The organism is Thalassobacillus sp. C254 (assembly GCF_001310615.1).
Map to the genome: position 1 here is coordinate 17,848 of NZ_BAXQ01000033.1, position 17,828 is coordinate 35,675.

The 17,828-nt window shown below is 38.4% G+C and carries 17 protein-coding genes and 3 pseudogenes; 15 read left to right on the top strand and 5 right to left on the bottom strand.

From position 1 onward, the window contains the following. Window positions 1–111 precede the first annotated feature (111 nt). Window positions 112–390, top strand: coding sequence for a hypothetical protein (locus tag JCM19033_RS26765; RefSeq protein WP_269758436.1), 279 nt, complete (start codon window positions 112–114; stop codon window positions 388–390). Window positions 391–419: 29 nt separating this feature from the next. Further along, the gene (locus JCM19033_RS26770; RefSeq protein ID WP_269758438.1) at window positions 420–494 is read left to right on the top strand and encodes a hypothetical protein; all 75 of its coding nucleotides are present in this window, start codon (window positions 420–422) and stop codon (window positions 492–494) included. Window positions 495–622: 128 nt separating this feature from the next. Here the strand turns inward: JCM19033_RS26770 and JCM19033_RS19910 are convergent, their stop codons facing one another. Then, entirely contained in the window at window positions 623–892 is a 270-nt protein-coding gene (locus JCM19033_RS19910; RefSeq protein WP_054637632.1) for a hypothetical protein, read from the bottom strand. Window positions 893–1,410: 518 nt separating this feature from the next. On the opposite strand from JCM19033_RS19910, the gene JCM19033_RS19915 reads away from it, so the two are divergent. Next, complete coding sequence (locus JCM19033_RS19915) at window positions 1,411–2,049, top strand: CAP domain-containing protein (RefSeq protein WP_054637633.1); 639 nt, start codon at window positions 1,411–1,413, stop codon at window positions 2,047–2,049. Window positions 2,050–3,870: 1,821 nt separating this feature from the next. Here JCM19033_RS19915 and JCM19033_RS19920 read toward each other — a convergent pair. Further along, window positions 3,871–4,071: a cold-shock protein gene (locus tag JCM19033_RS19920; protein ID WP_054637634.1), complete on the bottom strand. Its 201-nt coding sequence runs from the start codon at window positions 4,069–4,071 to the stop codon at window positions 3,871–3,873. Between the two features lie 910 nt (window positions 4,072–4,981). Between JCM19033_RS19920 and JCM19033_RS19925 the strand changes: the two genes are divergently transcribed. Both JCM19033_RS19925 and JCM19033_RS19930 read left to right on the top strand, forming a co-directional pair. Next, window positions 4,982–5,341: a hypothetical protein gene (locus JCM19033_RS19925; protein ID WP_054637635.1), complete on the top strand. Its 360-nt coding sequence runs from the start codon at window positions 4,982–4,984 to the stop codon at window positions 5,339–5,341. A gap of 617 nt (window positions 5,342–5,958) precedes the next feature. Beyond that, a complete protein-coding gene (locus JCM19033_RS19930; protein ID WP_054637636.1) occupies window positions 5,959–6,138 on the top strand; it encodes a hypothetical protein in 180 nt (59 codons plus the stop codon). 539 nt (window positions 6,139–6,677) lie between these two features. Here JCM19033_RS19930 and JCM19033_RS19935 read toward each other — a convergent pair. Further along, window positions 6,678–7,007: an STAS domain-containing protein gene (locus JCM19033_RS19935; RefSeq protein WP_054637637.1), complete on the bottom strand. Its 330-nt coding sequence runs from the start codon at window positions 7,005–7,007 to the stop codon at window positions 6,678–6,680. Window positions 7,008–7,918: 911 nt separating this feature from the next. On the opposite strand from JCM19033_RS19935, the gene JCM19033_RS19940 reads away from it, so the two are divergent. The 6 genes and pseudogenes from JCM19033_RS19940 to JCM19033_RS26775 all read left to right on the top strand — a co-directional run. Then, window positions 7,919–8,527: a hypothetical protein gene (locus tag JCM19033_RS19940; protein ID WP_054637638.1), complete on the top strand. Its 609-nt coding sequence runs from the start codon at window positions 7,919–7,921 to the stop codon at window positions 8,525–8,527. After that, window positions 8,508–8,666 (top strand): hypothetical protein, encoded by a 159-nt coding sequence (locus JCM19033_RS23860; RefSeq protein ID WP_157049993.1) that lies wholly within the window; start codon window positions 8,508–8,510, stop codon window positions 8,664–8,666. The genes JCM19033_RS19940 and JCM19033_RS23860 overlap by 20 nt, the downstream gene beginning before the upstream one ends. A 725-nt stretch (window positions 8,667–9,391) precedes the next feature. Then, a complete protein-coding gene (locus tag JCM19033_RS19945; RefSeq protein ID WP_054637639.1) occupies window positions 9,392–9,595 on the top strand; it encodes a stress-induced protein, KGG, repeat-containing protein in 204 nt (67 codons plus the stop codon). 344 nt (window positions 9,596–9,939) lie between these two features. Further along, window positions 9,940–10,194, top strand: a complete 255-nt coding sequence (locus JCM19033_RS19950; RefSeq protein WP_054637640.1) for a hypothetical protein — start codon at window positions 9,940–9,942, stop codon at window positions 10,192–10,194. A 183-nt stretch (window positions 10,195–10,377) separates the two neighbouring features. Then, complete coding sequence (locus JCM19033_RS28530) at window positions 10,378–10,509, top strand: zinc ribbon domain-containing protein (RefSeq protein WP_374701274.1); 132 nt, start codon at window positions 10,378–10,380, stop codon at window positions 10,507–10,509. Window positions 10,510–10,520: 11 nt separating this feature from the next. Beyond that, window positions 10,521–10,610, top strand: a pseudogene (locus JCM19033_RS26775) (small, acid-soluble spore protein, alpha/beta type); the annotation flags it as partial. A 234-nt stretch (window positions 10,611–10,844) separates the two neighbouring features. Here JCM19033_RS26775 and sigK read toward each other — a convergent pair. Then, window positions 10,845–11,533 (bottom strand): annotated as a pseudogene (sigK, locus tag JCM19033_RS19960) (RNA polymerase sporulation sigma factor SigK). A 485-nt stretch (window positions 11,534–12,018) separates the two neighbouring features. On the opposite strand from sigK, the gene JCM19033_RS19965 reads away from it, so the two are divergent. From JCM19033_RS19965 to JCM19033_RS22765, 4 genes and pseudogenes are all read left to right on the top strand, one after another. Then, window positions 12,019–12,354 (top strand): PAS domain-containing protein, encoded by a 336-nt coding sequence (locus JCM19033_RS19965; protein WP_054637641.1) that lies wholly within the window; start codon window positions 12,019–12,021, stop codon window positions 12,352–12,354. 399 nt (window positions 12,355–12,753) lie between these two features. Then, on the top strand, window positions 12,754–13,854 hold the full coding sequence (locus JCM19033_RS19970) for a PAS domain S-box protein (protein WP_269758437.1): 1,101 nt from the start codon (window positions 12,754–12,756) through the stop codon (window positions 13,852–13,854). Next, entirely contained in the window at window positions 13,749–14,990 is a 1,242-nt protein-coding gene (locus JCM19033_RS26780; protein WP_269758439.1) for a PAS domain S-box protein, read from the top strand. The genes JCM19033_RS19970 and JCM19033_RS26780 overlap by 106 nt, the downstream gene beginning before the upstream one ends. A gap of 402 nt (window positions 14,991–15,392) precedes the next feature. Next, window positions 15,393–16,283 (top strand): annotated as a pseudogene (locus JCM19033_RS22765) (SLC13 family permease); the annotation flags it as partial. Window positions 16,284–17,707: 1,424 nt separating this feature from the next. Here the strand turns inward: JCM19033_RS22765 and JCM19033_RS28535 are convergent. Continuing rightward, complete coding sequence (locus tag JCM19033_RS28535; protein ID WP_374701275.1) at window positions 17,708–17,824, bottom strand: DUF1657 domain-containing protein; 117 nt, start codon at window positions 17,822–17,824, stop codon at window positions 17,708–17,710. Window positions 17,825–17,828 lie beyond the last annotated feature (4 nt).

The following is a 17,828-nucleotide window of genomic DNA, read 5'->3' on the forward strand; positions in this document are numbered from 1 at the left end:
ACGGTGAAAGAGGTTTCAAATATCATTGAAGAAACACCTAATGTCATTCGAAATTGGATGTAAGAGTTAAAGCCATACATTCTTTTTAAGAAAAATGCCTCAGGGTATAATGTGTTTGATCTGGAGGCTTTAGACATAATAAAGTTGATTAAGAAGCTTCATCGGGAGCAAAATGATTCCATTCGTCAAATTGAACATTACTTTGCAACAGGTGGGGAAGCTTATAAATGGACACCGGAAAAAGGGACGGATGAAATACTGGCTGAGGATTTAAAAAAGATTAAGGAAGAGTTGTCTCTGTTAAGAGAAGAGCAGCATAATCAAAAAGATTTTAACCAAGAGCTTTTAAAGAGATTAGGTCATCAGCAAGAATACATAGATCGAAACTAGAAGAGCGACATCAGAAGTTAGACCAGTGCATTACAGAATTTCGTGAAGTGAAACGTTTGGAAGCAGCTACAAGTGAAGAGAAGAAATGGTGGAAGTTTTGGTAGTAATCGAATCCGATCTTCAGTTAAAAAAATAAAATTAATCCCCCGAAGAAGTAAGGCTTCTTCTTCGACTTTGAGCTAAACGAAAAACGCCTGTGTACCTATCTAGGTAGTAAGGCGTTTGATCTTAACTATGTAATCTGCCTGGTTTCGTGCTCTCGTGATTCTTGAACTACGTTGTTTATATATCCTTCAGCAGCAAGCGTATACTTTTTGATAGTGTCTTCTCGGTCTTTCATAAATTGTTCTACGCCAACACTAAGCATTGGACCATACCGCATGGTGGTTTTGTGTGGATCTTCTAAGCCAAATTGTATCTCTTCTTCAACGTAAGATAGCCCTTTTGTGTGGTGTGGAATCTTTTTAAAAGTCACGAGGATCGAAATGTTATGAGTGTTCATATTTCCTCCTTTTAAAGTAAACACAAATATCATTCAATTCTTTACATCTACTTCTCGTTTTCTCGTTTGTTCTATTTATCGTTAATCGTTTCTTATTAGTAAAATAATAACATTTATTACCTTTTATTAGGAGTGTTATTTTTGATCCTATTCTTAACGACAAAAAGTCTAAGGTAGTCACGCCGGGTAGAAAACCTGGATTCAGTATATTAAGGTTTTTAACAAGGTTAGTAGGGTTGGTAAAAACCTAAGTAAAAAGAAAAACCTAGGTAAGCACAAGAAAGGTTGAATGGTGGAAACCCTGTGAGGAGAGGACAATCGGCAAGGAAAAGCACAAAAACTATAAAAAACTGTGTAATAGTCTCTCTTTGTTCCTAGAAACTGGTGGAAAGGGTATAAAATATCCGTGTGAAGAGTTAAAAGAATCCCCGATTCTTTTGATTAAAGAGGGGATAGGGAAGTAAACATAGGATCTCTAGACTTTTCACGGTGATATTTAACAAAGGAGGGGTAGATAAATGGTAAAAGTGTTTTGGATGATTGCTCTATTTTTACTTATTCCAACTACGGCTCTTGGTCAAGAAGAAAATACGTATACAGTAGAACCCGGAGATACCATGTGGAGCATCTCTCAACAACACGATGTGACGGTCGATGAACTCCTACAGGCTAACCCAGACATCCTAGATGTAAATACAATCTATGCCAATCAAGTGATTCAACTCCCTCAACAAGGGGACGGACAAGGTACGCCTTCTCACGCCGAACAATTTGAAGAGGGCCTTGTACAAGAAGTGATTCGTTTGACCAATGAAGAACGCGCCCAGCATGGTTTGGATCCTTTAGAACCATATGGAGATCTTGCTGACGTGGCAGAAATGAAATCTGTGGACATGAGAGATCAAGACTATTTTTCTCATTATAGCCCAACGTATGGAGATCCTTTCGAGATGATGACCTCTCAAGGGATTGATTTTCAAGGGGCAGGGGAAAACTTGGCTACAGGCCAAACCTCTCCTGAACAAGTAGTAAGGGAATGGATGGAGTCTCCTAGTCACCGGGATAATATATTAAGACCTGACTATACATATTGGGTGGGGCACGTAGAAGGTGGTTCTTTCGGGACGTACTGGACCCAAATGTTTGTAGTAAAGTAAGGGGACTTTACTATCAAGCAAAAGTGTTTACCTAACGAATGAAACAAAAGGGGATCACGTATTCTCTTCACCTTCTAAAAGGTTAGTAGGTGGGTGATAACATGAGTAAAAAGAAAAACCTAGGTGGAATATTACCGATGTTTTCTTATGATTCAAACGAGAGGCTTTAAGGTGACTGATAGGCCGTAACTTGGGTGAAAAAGAACCTAGGTGAACAACTAGATTCAGGTATTCCTGAGTGATCATTTCATTTACCGTATTATCACTGTTTTAACAATATAGCAAGAAATCATAACTAGCTAGTAAGTGTAAAAAGGTCCTAGTATTTATCAGTGGAAATATGTATACACTGATGTTGGGACTCTTTAAGGCGATTCCGCACATGCAAGTTACCTCCAGAGTCCTATCCTCACTAGTAAGGGAGCCTTCGGGCTCTTTTTTACTTTCTATTGAAGATGTTTCTGCTTATGATCTACAGATGAATGGGTACGTGACTCATTCGATTAAGGTATCTGAAGGGGAACGTTATCGAAGTGAAACTTCTTGGTAAGACGAACGATAGCCAAGAAGAGAGCCGAGAACTGCCTGTGGCTTTGGCTGGTACCATGCACGCAATGGATCAGGATCATTCGAGAGTGTCGAAGAGATAGACGCGTTTTTAACAAACGAAACCGAGTTTGATAAATATACTTCTGAAGGGGAGAAGAGGATCAAGGCTGAAACAGACTCGGTTGAATACTCATTTATTAACATGGGCAACGGTATGATAATAACGGTGAAGCCAAAATAAAGTTCCTCTTTAAGGGAGGGATTCTAATGGGGATTATAGGTAGGTATAAACCTGGGTGAAAATAACCTTGATAAAAACATTCATAACAAAATTATTGACCTATAGTTAGAGAAAAAAGGCCATTAGTAAATTTCTAGGATTCAATCAGATGTGGAAAAAGAAAATACAGAATCTTTGAAGGAGACTATAAAAGGTTGCTTTAAAGATAAAGTTTTTGGGAAACCAAAAAATGAAGCAGCATCCTTGACCGACGTATGATCCAGGATGCTGCTTTATTTATAAGAATACTCAGGAGGTGATTCTTAGAAGTGCCTATATTATTAGGTTATCATCACCTTATTATACGTGAACACATTGAAGAAAATGGGTACAATAAGCCCTTCTTGAATTCAAGAAGGGTTTATTGTCTTAGAGGGTGTAAACAAAACAATGAAAAAATTACCTTAGCAGGACATCGATTAAGAGAGAATATAAAATATTCTCTCTTAAGAGTATAATACACTTCATTTATAAATAGGAATGGTTCTCATTTACCATTTTACTTTGTAGGTACCTTTTATTGAATAGTATCGTTGTACCGGGTAATCATGAAGTCCATTTAAGTCATTCCTTCTTCCCCTAAAGTGCTCAGTTAGTTGACAACCACACTCTTTACTACTACGTTCTTTTACTTCCTGAAAAGCTCCTGAACCCCTGTTCACGTCTCATTTTATCAGAAGAAAGGTGCCTTATTCACAATGCGTATTATCCTACTTAAAATTTATTAGGTTTTTTAACGAAAACATGGTATGCTCTATCTAACCATTTTAATACCTGTTTCATGTTGTTTTTGTGGCTGGCTAAAATGCCTAATCCATTAATTACGAAAATATAGACTTTCTCTTAACGTTGGTCTATTTTTAAGTTTTAATTAGGATCGGGCATTAATAGTCAGCTTTTTTGATACATTCCTTAACTATAGATTAAGCTTGCAGGGTACAGTCACAATAAGAAAACACAAAAAAGGACTCTATGAAAGAGTCCTTTAATAATTATGCCTTGTTTACGTTAGTAGCTTGAGGCCCACGTTGACCTTGCTCAACGTCAAAAGTAACTGTTTGACCTTCATCTAAAGTTTTAAACCCTTCGCCTTGAATAGCTGAGAAATGTACGAATACATCGTCTTCACCTTCAACCTCGATGAATCCGAATCCCTTATCTGCGTTAAACCATTTTACTGTACCTTGTTGCATGTTTGTTTCCTCCTGTGTGGATCTTTTCCACTATTTAATACTATTATTGCTCAGTTTTCAAAGGAGAAAAGCTTATATACTAATTCTTTTCTTATCTTAGCTTATATACTAATTCTTTCCTTAAAGACACGAACAAAAATAATTCTTTATAAGAATAACAATTAAAATTCATAAAGTCAAATTTTTTTAAACTACAAGTGCGCAGAATTCTTTTTGATACTTCCCCCGTCTGTAACTTCAGCATGGTACAATGCTTTAAATCTTCTCCAAGTCGTGCTCATCCATTAGAGCCTTTAACCTTTGTTGTAATTCTTTATTATTTTGAATCAGTTTGTGTATTTTCGGTTGAAAATACCTCATGGGTTGGCAGCACTTTTTTGAACGTCTTATACTAGTTCAACTATTTAATGACCAAGCTAACCTTCAGTTTCTTTCCTTTGATCGTTGTATTTCCATTGCTTCTAACACTAATGAATCTTTTCCATTATGAATATCAACGTATGTTAACGTATCCTATAGTGATAATCCCAATATCATCTGCGCTCACCCCTGGAATATTAGCAATCGTTTCAACTGGTCGAAGCTTTGAATTTAGAGGTGTGCATTGATCGCTTGGGGTCTTATAATTAAAAGACTGATAGGCGTAAATTGTAATCCGTCCACCAAGGTATTTACTTAGGTTAGTAGGTGGGTAAAAACATGAAAAAACAAAAACTCATGGAAATGTCCCCCTCAGTCCCTTCAAACGTCATCATATAAGTGATATAGTAAGGACTATCATATTCATTTCTTCTTAAGCCCCCTGCTTTGCTAGCAGGGGATTTTTTCTATAACGCTATACTGAGCTGCTTTAAGAACTAAATTACAGGGGGATAGTTTGCCTACTTATACTTACAAAGGGGGAAGCAAAATGAAAAACATTAATGTAGATGGAAAGACTAATAAAGCAGTACATGGTTTGTTGGAAGTATACATAAACAGTGTGTACAAAAACCAACAGCTTAATAAAATTGGGATAGATGGCAATAGTTTTATAAATGACATCATAACGATTGAGGGTATAGACATTGGGTCCTTTCTCTCGGGTCTTTTAGAAATACCTGAGGACGATAAGGGAGGATTTATCTATGAGGCAACTTCCCATCTTATCGGTGAAGATTCAAAACCGACTCCTGAAGAGGTGTTAAAGGAAATCGACAATAATATAACGGCCCTTTTAGAAGGGAAGACAATTTGTTATAGCGCGGAAGGGCAAAGAACCATAAAATAGTAGGAGAGAAAAGGTAATTCAGGAGTAGATTGTTTCATTTGGAAATATTTGAAAATTATGACTTCATTTAAAAACAATGTATGCTACAATCAAATTGATAGACGAGCTTTTTTAAGCTTGATATCCATCCCACTACATGAGACTTGACTATTTTTCTGATGTGCTGCCCCAAAACATCATAAGTGGTTACTTGACTTTATCGTCAGGTCTCATAAGAAAGCGCTTCCTCAGCAGCATGGAGGGAGTGCTTTTTTGTTTAGCCAATTAAACAAAGGGATACGGGGACGAAGTCCCAATGATTTTTATAGTTGTCCTCTATAATGATAGAATGATGGGGATGGATAAGCCCAGTAACAACGGCAGTAGGGGGATTTATCAGTGCAGCTTCCTTTCCTCCAATCAATGCCTGGATCTTTGAAACCTGGGATTACCCCTCACTATACAAGAACGTGAAGTCAATGAATCTTCTACCAATGAAGAAATAGGGGATCCAACACCAGAGGAGATACTAGACTCTAATCCTGAAGCTGATATCTTTGAATATCGAGGGATTGTTTACTCAAATGCTACAGAATTAGATCACTATGATACAGAAGATTACGATAAAGGGGAACAAATTGGAGAGATTCAGAATCGAACGAACCAAGCTGGGATTTGATGATTTTACTTCCACCCATTTATCTCTAGGGACGACGCTCTATGCTACGAAAGAAGAACACAACGGTAACTTCAATTACACGATTATTGCAAGTACTGAAGGTGAAGATGTTCTTTACTTTGCATTACTTGAGGGGTAATAAATAAAAGCTTTATAACTATGGAGTCCCTTGTTTAAACGACCTAGATTGTAACGCGTACCAAGGTTCCTATGTAGGTTAATAAGGTAGGTATGAATCTGGATAAGGGTGAAAACCCAGGTGATTATAGGTTGTATTGTGCGATTGATATCTAATTTTCACAAACCGTATTCAATAAATTAGTCCTACTAAGTATTATCTATTTAAACTTTATTCCATTAATCTTTATACTGAGAGTAGCAATCTTTGATTGCTACCCTCTTTTTTATAGAATTTCCTTAGAGGATTTGTTCGGCAAAGAAAAGCCTATCGAAAGATGGGCTTTTCTTGGTTAAAAAGGAAACAAAATAGCTTTTATTTGAGGAACGTAAAGAGGTAAGGCCAATAAGACATAAAAAGATTAGGTACCTGTTAAAAGAGGGGCCTTCTTCAGTTTTAAGGGTTTTTTAAGAATGGGTTTTAAATAGCAATTTCTACCCCTGTTAATGATAAGGCTTCAGGCAGGCTGCGTACGATATAAGTCTTTTGGAATGATACACCTAAGGTACCATCGTTTGCGCTAGTTCTGGCCTTACTCCAGCCATAATGCCAGTGATGCCAAGAAGTTGTAGAGCTTCCCGGAGCTGAAAAAGGTTTTGAGCAACAGCCGTATCAATCATGTGGACACCTGATAAATCGATCACCAGGTACGTTAACCCAAGATCAGATCCGCTTTTTAACGTTTTTTCCATTAACTCCTGGGTACGGTATGTATCTAATGTTCCCACTAACGGTAAAATAGCCACGTCTTTTGTGATGGGAACAATAGGTACGGAAAGTTCGATAAGTTCTCCTTTGGCTTCTATAAATTTCTTTTCATGGTACTCCATATAAGATTGGGTAAAACCATAAATAATTTTATCAATGGTTGGGTTAATGCGGTCCGCAAGGGAAGCGCAGTCTAAAAAAGTTCAGAGTTATTTTCCTATGGAGGCCCTTCTGAAACCAAATGGTATTAGTAAAGCAATGAAATATAGTAACGAAGAAAGGATATGGGGGATGTCGACCTGGAGAAATTCTTCGATAAAATGTATCACGACTAACTGATAAGAGCTAACGTATTCAGGAGGGACGTATCCTCCGAATCATTTGGAGGTACCTGAAGGCAGGAGTCATGGAGTAACAAAAGTAAGTGATACGGAGACACCGAAAGGAAGCCACATAATCCCACTCACATTTGATATTGTAGGCATTCATTGGACAAGGCTAGAAAAGATAAGAGTTAGGGGGGAACCCTCGCTTTTTTATCTTTCTACAAATACACTCCTCTTTGTTTAGCTACTCTGGATATCAATTCTAATTCCCTTTTCATGTTATGAGATAAAATGCCTTGCTTTATGTTTCTATGTATTTCAAAGTACAAACCAGAAAGCAAAGCATTAGAGGCTTTTTCATAGGCAAACAATAGAATTCTCCTTTCCTTTAGAAATATTTTCTTAATTATAATTTATCATGAGATTAAAAATATTTTAATGTCTTTTTTGAAAAAATACCTTGTCAATTACTCAGAAAATTCTTTATAGTGTCTTTGTTTTCTTCTATAACTTCCTCCTCAAGAGATACTTACGTCTGCAATGAGAATGATCCCCACAGATATTCCTATTCATCTGAAGTACTTCACCATAAAATCCTCTACACAAGTTACGTTTAAAAATATACTCCCTTTGTATATACAACCCTTTGATTTTCCAATACTTTCAACTACTATAAACTTACGCTATACAAGAGAGGGGTGGTGGAAATGAAAAAAATCGGATGGTCTATCGTGACTTTAGGTCTTGTCATAACATTAGTTGCATGCGGAGAGGAATCTAAAGAGACTGTGGCAAACGAAATAAATCCCAAAGAAACAGCAGAAACAGAAGATGAGGTGAGTGGAGGCTATTCGGAAGAACAAGCAGAAAATGCTTTTGCAGATGAAAAGACCGAAGTGGTAGAGGCAGGGGAGATGACTAGATTGGAAGAAGAAATGGGCGAAGTTGGGAAAAGTGAAGTCCATGTCGATCCAGATAAGGAAGACCAAGCAGCGCCGGCACCGGTCGAGAAAGAGACAGCTGCCACTCCGCAATACGAGCAATTCGTTTCAGACTACAATTCATTCGTTTCGATGTACTTTGATAGCGAGTCGCTCCTTAACGTAGGAGAGTTTCAGCCTGGCTCTGATTACCATCAACAGATAAGTAACTATGTTACTCATTCTATTAAGGTATCGGAAAGGGGGAATGTTACAGAAGTGACGATTCTCGGTAATACAGACGATAGCGAAGAAGGTAGCCGAGAAATGCCCGCGGCTTTGGCAGGTGCAATGTTCTCGTTAGATCGGAATAATTTTGAACGAGGATATAGATGACTTTTTAGTCAATAAATCCGGGTTTGCCACTTATGTGAATGAAGATGGTTGGGAGACGATCAAGGCCGAAACCGATTTGGTTGAATACTCACTTATTGATATAGACGACGGAATGATCATAACCATGAAACGAAAATAAGGCGTCCTGTTCGGACGCTTTTACTCTGCCAATTTTCCCCGTTCCTATTGCTGGCTCGGCAGATGACTCAATGCGGTGGGGTCCTATTATTATCTTGGGCCTTACTTTAACCAGCAAAGGTGGCCTCGTTTTAGCTATGTTAGGAGCAATGTTCCATTAGCATAGAAAATGTATACTAGGATTCTCTTTAGTTGTCCCATAAACAAGTCAGCAGTTAGAGATAACTATTATACATACAAACGTTTCTTCAAATATTTCTTCCTTCGAATATTCCTTTCGTCGGATATGTATTTACATTCCAATTTAACCGGCGCAACGCTTTTCTGTGAAGAGCTTTAATTTCTACCCAGTAGGCGGCTGTTTCTACATGATGGATAGGTGGGAGAGTCTTCCCTTTTCTACTCGAAATTTCTGTCCGTCGTTTTTTATTATTTCCATTTATTGAGGAAGCGTGAATAATTTCAGGCTCATGGTTGGTAAAATAAATGTTACGTAATAACGAATCTTCAATGATGAAAAAACTCTGCTCTCATAGGCCCTGAGATAGATCACTTATATGCGGTAGATTCTATTTAACAAATGGTTCATTCTTTTGTTAAACATCTAGTGCTTTGTATCTGACAGGTATGTTCTGACTTAGTTGAAAAACCGTTTAGAAAACCATAAAAGTGGTAAAAGGTTATTATCGTCATCATCATCCTTTTAAATTAAGGAGGAAGATACTCATGACCCAAAACGATAAGAACCGAAAAATGAGTCGTGAAGAAGCAGGTCAAAAAGGTGGAGAAACGACAAGCCGCGAACATGGGCAAGAATTTTATGAAGAAATAGGAGAAAAAGGCGGAGAAAAAACCAGCGAAAAGTACAGCAAGAAACATTTCCAGGATATAGGGAAAAAAGGCGGGGAGAACTCTCAAGGTCGACGCTAAACAATAATGTGAAGACAATGCTCTAGTAAGAGTCTTGTCATTTTTTCGTTGTACACTCCTGCTACTTTAATTTTTGGATATACTGATCCTGACTCATCAGCAGTTTCCCTAAATTATTTAGTAACAAGAAGTAAGTGTGAGACCAAAAGAATGACATCACGTTGTTTCAACTTAATCAGTAAAGAGGCCGGGTATAAACGAGAAGATTATAGCAAAAAATGAAAATGGGACTCGGGTTATCCATAGGATACACATCTTTCACATCTGGAGTCCCATCCACTCAAAATAGCAGGAGTCATTGTACTCCTGTTGTGTAAAATGAAAAAGAAATTAGGGAGAAGAACATGGCTCAGTCCAGATTGAGAGAGATCAAAGAAAAAGTAATACAGTCACAACTCAGAGGCGTCGGAAATCTATTGACACCTAATGAAGTGACATGGTTAATTGAGCAAGCTGAAAAAGCAGGTGAACTTGAAGTGCAACTAGGTCTTCAGTTTAACCAGTGGTTCAATGCCTGTTTGCTAGTTGTAGGTAGAGAGAAAGCCCATGAGATCCTTACGCATTTACCAGTTTTCGGAGAGAGCAAAAAAGAGGACTAGATACCAAACCCGAGCGGAAGATACCTCTACCCGGCACAATATCTTTTTACGCTGTCCCACCGTATAAAAATCGAACTCTTGTCCCTACGCCCACCCTCAAGATTTGTGTTATCCTCCTAGAACGACTTGCGAATATTAGTTAGACGGCAAGAACAAGCGTAAAAACGAAAAGAGTTTGCATAATTGGTCATTCTATCTCTATTCATTGAGTACAAAGCAAACGTAGAAGATATTAAGAGTGAAAATGTGAATCCTGCATACACAAACCAAACGTCTCCTACATGCTCTAGGAAAAGACCGCAAGTATACATGTGAATGTGGATGAACTGGGTCCTGACACTACCTCTAGAGCCAATGGTTCTGTTGGTGGGGAAATCACGAAATGTCTTGCTCAAATGGCAGAAAAACAAAGTGGGTGGACGCTAATGGAAAAAAGGAGGGCAGTGGTATACCCACCTTTCACGGACTCCAGCGAGGTTGATCGATGTATTCCATTATTCATGTAGTGCGTGGTTGCATACAGGGGTGTTTAGTTTAGAGGATTGTCTTTTGTAAGATCTAATGTAGAAATGAGGTTGTTTACGTAAAAAGTAGCTCCTAAATTTTTTGGATGTATTTCTTAGGGAACTTCTCCGTCTTCCTTCATGTGTTCAGCGATTTCTTTTTTCTTGCTCAGTGTGTTTGCTTTGTTGCTGACGATAGAAGTGGAAGAGCAATTTGGAAAGAGCTTTTTTTCAATACGAGATACATAGCTTCTTGAAATACCAAGTTCCTTAGCGATTTCTTTTTGTGTTTTTTCTTTTTTCATTGTAAAGGCCAAAGCGTCTAATGATGAATTGCTTTTCTCTTGTTCCCAAGGTATTTAGATACTCAAACACTGTTTGTCCATCTGTAATTGAACAGCCTCAGCTATATCTACCCCCTCATCTTCCAACACATCTAAGAGGGTTAGAAAAGACATATCGTTTTTAAATTTTTTGGTTGCTCGTAAATGCATGAGGATTTCATTTTGGATACACCTGGCCGCATACGTTGCTAATTTCCCCTTTGTAGGCCGAATAGCTCTCAATGCCCTTAATGAGTCCAATGGTTCCCATGAAAATTAAGTCTTCCGTATGTTCCCGGGCATGGTCAAACTTTTTGACGATGTGTGCAACTAACCGCAAGTTGTGTTCAATGAGGAGATTTCGAGCATGTTGATCACCTTCCTGCATCTTCTGAAGATACTTTTTTTCTTCAGCTTTTGAGTGAGGTTGAGAAAAGCGTTTTGTCTCACATAAGAAACAAATAAGCCAATTTCTTTAAGGTCGTAAGTGATTGCGGCAAGTACACCTGACACGAGAAGCACCTCCTCTGGCGTACAATTAATATAAGGATTCGCGCATGCCCTTACCTTTGTCTGTCCTACTACAACTACAGTTTTCCTGGTCTCTTTCTTGGGAAATGGACCAATTAATAAGTGAAAGTATCCACTGATTCCTTGAAAGCGGTGAGCTTTACAACGTTCCTCCTTAATAATAGATCCTCCGTCTGATGAAACCTACACCTTATACGCTTTATCGTTGTACATTGAGAATCTTTGGAAGTAGGCATCCTAGAATTTCTTTTTATGAAAGTACATAGAACCTTGAACCAAAGGAGTAGTACCCTCTCTATTGAGAGATCCTTTGGGAATTTTTTAATTGTTTTGTTCCTGTTTCTTTGTAGCAAGCAGTAAAGACCTATTTTATTGGAAATGCTTATATTAACTATTAAAATTTTCAGAATTTGGTATAATACCTATGGTTCAGTGCTTTTGAAATTCTTTCCTTAGGGGGGACATTGGTGTCTACACAAGACATATACGATAAATTGAATATCCCTATTTTAATTTCAGGATTAGATGGGACAATAACGTTTGCTAACCATAAACATAAGCAAATGTTAGGAGATGAACGAGTAGGAACAAATATTTTTGATTATATAAGTAAACATCAACAGACTGGAGTAAAAGACTATATTGATAGACATTTAACTGATAAGGATAGCGTGAGGGGGGACGGGTACACCGTACAGTGTGTTTTCAATGGAATGAAACAAACAGGGGAAATGAAGCTTTTGAACTCAGAACAACTCATATTCCAGTTCTCTATTAGTGAGGAACTTTGCTGGACCCCATGAAACCTATAAAGCCATCATGCAAATGGTCCTTACGGGTAAGTCCTTTCGGGAAACCCTTTTTGAGCTACAAAATAGACTTGAAAATTATCTGAGTAAAGACGGTCCATGCTCAGTCTTTATCATAGATTACACAGGGAAGATAGACGGTCACTTACGGTCTAATGATCACCACTCTTTACCGTTACAAGTTGTCACGCAAAGAGGGAAAAGTCTTGAGCACCGAGCTATTGCAGTAGGCCCCTCCTCAGGAGTCTCTAAAAAGTCGGAAAAATCGATTTTTTTGAAACATCCTATGCATCACAGGAATCGATTGTGGCTTCCCCCATTCTGCTAGAGAGACAAAAGGTTGGAGAATTGGTGTTTTCTTATTTGCCAGGTGTCTCCCTTAGTAAAGAGAAGATGGATGTACTTACGGTATGTAGTTCCTTAGTGAGCTTTGCCATTGAAAAAAAGAGCCTAGAAAAAGAAAAGCCAACTGATGAAATGGAAGCTAAATTAATTGCTGAATATGCCGGTGACTCCATTGTCGTTCTCGATCGAGAGGGTGTGGTTCACTATGCATCCCCTTCCAATGCTTCGATCTTGGGATATCCTATTCATGAATTCATTGGGAAAAATGCTCTTTATTATATACACCCTGAGGACTTGCCACTTGCAGAAAAAAAGTTGGAGGAAGTGCTAAAAAGAAAAAAAGAATTTTCATTAGAAGTTAGATATCTTCGTCAAGATCACAGCTATATAGATATCTCTCTAAAGGCTAAACCTGTATTATCGCAAGACAATCAGGTTCACCGCATTGTCGTTATCGGACGTGATATAACGGAAAAAAAGGAAGCAAAAAGAAGGCTGGAAGAAAATAAACAACGGTATCAATCCCTGTTTGACCATAACCCCTATCCAGTGTTAACCCTGAGTTTAACCGGAGAGGTTTTAACGGTGAATCAATCCTTAGAAAGCTTTCTTGGTTACCAGAAAGACGAGCTGATTGGCACCTATGAAAAATTCATTCATCCTGATTATCTTACTTACACGAAAGAATATTTTGAACGAGCAGCTGACGGAACCTCTCAAGCATATGAAACCCTTGGTATTCACAAAAAGGGCCATAAAATTTGGTTTAAGGTTACAAATATCCCCGTTAAGGTGAATGGGAATGTTGTGGCTGTTTTTGGAGTAATGGAAGATATTACGGAGAAAAAGAAGGCTCAAAAGCGGGTAAAAGACAGAGAAGAACAACTGCATTCCTTAATTAACTCTTTGCCGGAATTTGTGCTTTTTAAAGATAAGAAAGGCAACCTGATTGAAATGAATGATTCAGCAAGAGCGTTACTAGGAATGGAAGGAAAGGACCTTTATGCCATTCGAGCCTTATGCCTTCCTATAACCTATCGCTTATTCATTCATATGAGCGTGATGAAGAAGCGTGGAAGGAACCAGGAGGCATACAATACGAGCAAAAAATTTGCCATCCTGATGGACAAGCGAAAGTCTATGAAATAGTAAAGGCACCACAGTTTGATAAGAAAGGGGCAAGAAAATATTTAGTAACCATAGGTCGTGATATCACCACACGGCAAGAAATGGAAGGAGAGTTGCAGGAAACACAGGAGCAACTTTGGGCTTTGTATAACAATAGTGCTGATCCCATCTCCCTTCTTTCATTAGATGGGGATATTTTAAAAGCCAATCCTGCTTTCTATGATCTCTACGGCTATCGTTCTAACCCAGAGTCTATTAATATCTTTCATGACCTCACGCCAGAAGACATCAGAGAGGAAACAAAAAATGTCATTCGTAGGGCGAAAAGAGGAGAACAAGTTATCGATTATGAAACGGTAAGAAAGAGAAACGACGGGGAATTGATTGATGTCAGTCTTACGTACTCTCCCATTCGAGACAGAAATGGAAAGATAAGTGGGATCTCAGCGATCACCCGGGATATTCGGGATCGAAAGAAAACGGAGGACTTATTACGACGGTCTGAAAAGCTTTCTGTATTGGGGCAATTAGCTGCAGCTGTTGCTCATGAAGTTCGTAATCCTCTGACAACGGTCAAAGGGTTTACGCAGTTTCTCCAAGATAAAAGCGAGTACACCGGTCTAATGCTTTCTGAATTGGATCGGATCGAAGTTATCATCAATGAGTTTTTAACCTTGGCCAAACCCCAGGCAGTTACATTCAAAGAAGAGGACATGGGAGAGGTGATAAAGAATGTTCTCTCTCTTATTAATACCCAAGCAGCATTAAACGATATTGAAATCAAAACTTTTTTCGAAGCTGAAAAGCTGACTATTTACTGTGACTCTAATCAAATCAAGCAAGTGTTGCTGAACATATTAAAAAACGCGTTGGAAGCCATGCCTTGCGGGGGGATATTAGTCCTGAAAACGAGAAAGATCTCTTCTCACTTTCAGATTGAGGTGATTGATGAAGGAGTAGGGATTGCCCCAGAAAGAATGAAAAAGCTTGGTGAACCGTTTTATTCTAATAAAGAAAAAGGGACCGGGTTAGGGTTAATGGTTTGTTATAAAATTATAGAGGAGCATCAAGGGACAATTACCATTGAAAGCAAAGAAGGAGTGGGAACCACGGTTAAAATGTCGCTTCCTATATTTCATTCAGAACAAAGCCCTTGATAGTTTTAAATGTCTTTATTTCAAAGAGAAAAGGCTTGGTGGTAATTTTCCATACCAAGCCTTTTCGAATACCCATTGTCCAAACCAAATGAGGGAGGAATCCCCTTCATTTAATACTCAAACGATTTTCAAAAATATTAACAGTAAGTGCTTCTTCTTATCGTTCACGAGGATACCCTATATTTTTTCTATGTCATGTTGTTTACCATTTTACTCTATTTAATCGGTAAGCCGGATAATATTCAAAACGGTGAAATACATAATAACCTGTAGCTATCAACAAGTATGAGGGGACAAGGAAGTAACAAAGAAATATCATAAACAAACGAAAGAAGGAAACAACGTTTAAAGAAACGTTTCCGCTTGAGAAGGTCCCATTATGTCCACTATAACAAAGATAGACCAAGACGATTAAGCTTGGCCTATTTTATAAAAAAGCAACTTCTTTACACTCTTTCTACAATAAACAGCTGGATGGCATTCGCGGCGCCTCTAGTATTTATATAACTAATCGGTCATGGCTTTATCTTACTAGAGTGGTCTATCCAATCAAGCTTAAACAACTGCCAGGTGGAAAAGAGCTTATACAACGTGAAAGAAAAGCCCTGGGCGGAATTACTCACGAAGAAAAAGCAGTGCTTGCTGTCTTCTTGTTTCAGCGTTTATGTGAATTACACGAACTTTCTTATGGGATGCAGTTGGAATCGTGGAAATCCCAGGTCTTACGGATGGTATGATCACTATTACGGCTACCATTCTGTTGTTCTTAATTCCAGCGGGACAAGGACAAGAAGCAAAGATTTTGGATTGGAGAGATTCAAAAGAGAATCCTTGGGGAATTCTTCTCTTGTTCGGCGGCGGTTTGGCTATAGCTGCCGGCTTTAGTGAAACAGGACTTTCCGGATGGATTGGAGAGCAGCTGACAGTTCTTGAAGGCATGAACTTTATCTTAATTGTACTTGTAGCAACAGCTTTGGTATGGTTCTTAACAGAAATCACTTCAAATACTGCAACGGGAACGATGATCCTGCCAGTAGTTGCGTCTCTTGCGATTGCTTTAAATATCGACCCGTACGCCTGATGGTACCTTGTGCGATGGCAGCTAACTGCGCATTTATGCTTCCAGTTAGTACGCCGCCAAATGCCATTATCTTTGGGACAGGAAAACTGAAGATTATCGAGATGGTTAAGAACGGTTTTTTGATAAATATTGTTGCCATCATTCTCATTGTGCTTGCTGTGACTTTCTGGCTTCCAATGCTATGGGGAAGTGATCTTCAGCAGGGGCTCTAACGATAACAAAATAGTCGTTCCTTTAATAAAACAGGTCCGCCAGGTTGATCATATAACCGTGGGCCTGTTTTTTTATGATTGGAAAGCGTATTGTGTTATTTTGAAATGTGGCTTTAAAATGAATGTTGGGGTGCTGCCAGTGAATAATCCAAGGAGCTTTGCCCCTTAGATTCATTGGCACTAAAAATGCACTCAATTCTTTCTCTTTGTTAACCTTGAGTACCACCCACAAACCAACAATGGAGAGAATTTAGGTGCCATTCCATTCTTTCACCGGATATCTAGAGATACATCCATGTAAAGGTAATTGATTCAGGCGAACTGGAAAAATACTTAGACCAAATTTTTTTCGTTAAAAAATGTGAAGACCAGTGTACCGAGAATGAATTAGATTTCAAAATAACGTAAGAAAAAGTTATAAATGCAAATAAGTAACATAGGATAGGATGGTCCCTGAATTCCGTGGTTGTTTTTGGCTTGGCCCTCCAACAGGGACCCGCCATTATTTATTGACTAGGCAAATCTGGCTCAGTAGTTCCCGAAAGGAATTACACAGCGAGAAGTTATGTTCTCTTTAGCCGAAGTAGTTTTAAAAAGGGAAAAGTAGTTATGCACCAAGAAAATAGCATCTAGAGAAATTCCCTAGGCAGAAAGCCACCATTTAATAACCACTCCTTAGCTGTGCTACCGTACGCGATCGGTAGCCTTTTTTTGTAGACAAAAGAGTTTGGGGCATTTTTGGTTTTAAGCAAGGAAGATAAGGTCTTCATGGTATCTTTTTTGTGGATAGTGCCCTTGTACATGTTATTTTTGTTCTTACCACCTTTCGAATTCACCCCACCCCCTGTGTAAAACGGAAAACGCTCGACTGGATAAAAAGTGCATAATCCAACGTTAAAACAAAGGTTTCTTGGTAAGATTATAGAAACGTTTCTTCAAACGTTTATTTCTTCTTACAAACATACAATTGGGGCCGGCAAACTAATTAGCAGGAAAAACACAAATTCAGAGAAAAATTGAAATAAAAAGAACAAAACGTTCATTATATGATACAAATATAGTATGATGAGGAGAATATCCTAAGGACATGAGGGGTTTTCATGAGAAGCCGTAAGGTTTGGGGACATTAAAAAACAAAGCAAGAAACTATTCAGAGCCGAAAAGAAAAGAGAGAGCATTCTGATCCACACTTATCAAAAGAATGGATGGAGCTCGTAGAAGAAGCGATGGAATCAGAGGTGACTAAAGAAGAGTTTTATGATTTTTTGCTTGCTGAACAGCGTGTAGACAGATTTATGGGGGTATTATAACGAAGAATGTATCCAAAGAAATTAGGCTACCACACATCAATACAATGGCAGCCTAAGAAGGTGTTTTATTACTGTCTCAAATGACTAGGTCAGTCTATAACGCACCAGGTGTTTTTAGGTTTGTGATAATATCGGGCGAAGGTCGTTCAGTACTTTTTCCATTTCTTTTGCTGACTTATTATACATTGCTTTTGCTTGTTGATCATCCGTTGCCAGCGCATACCCTTCCAGATCT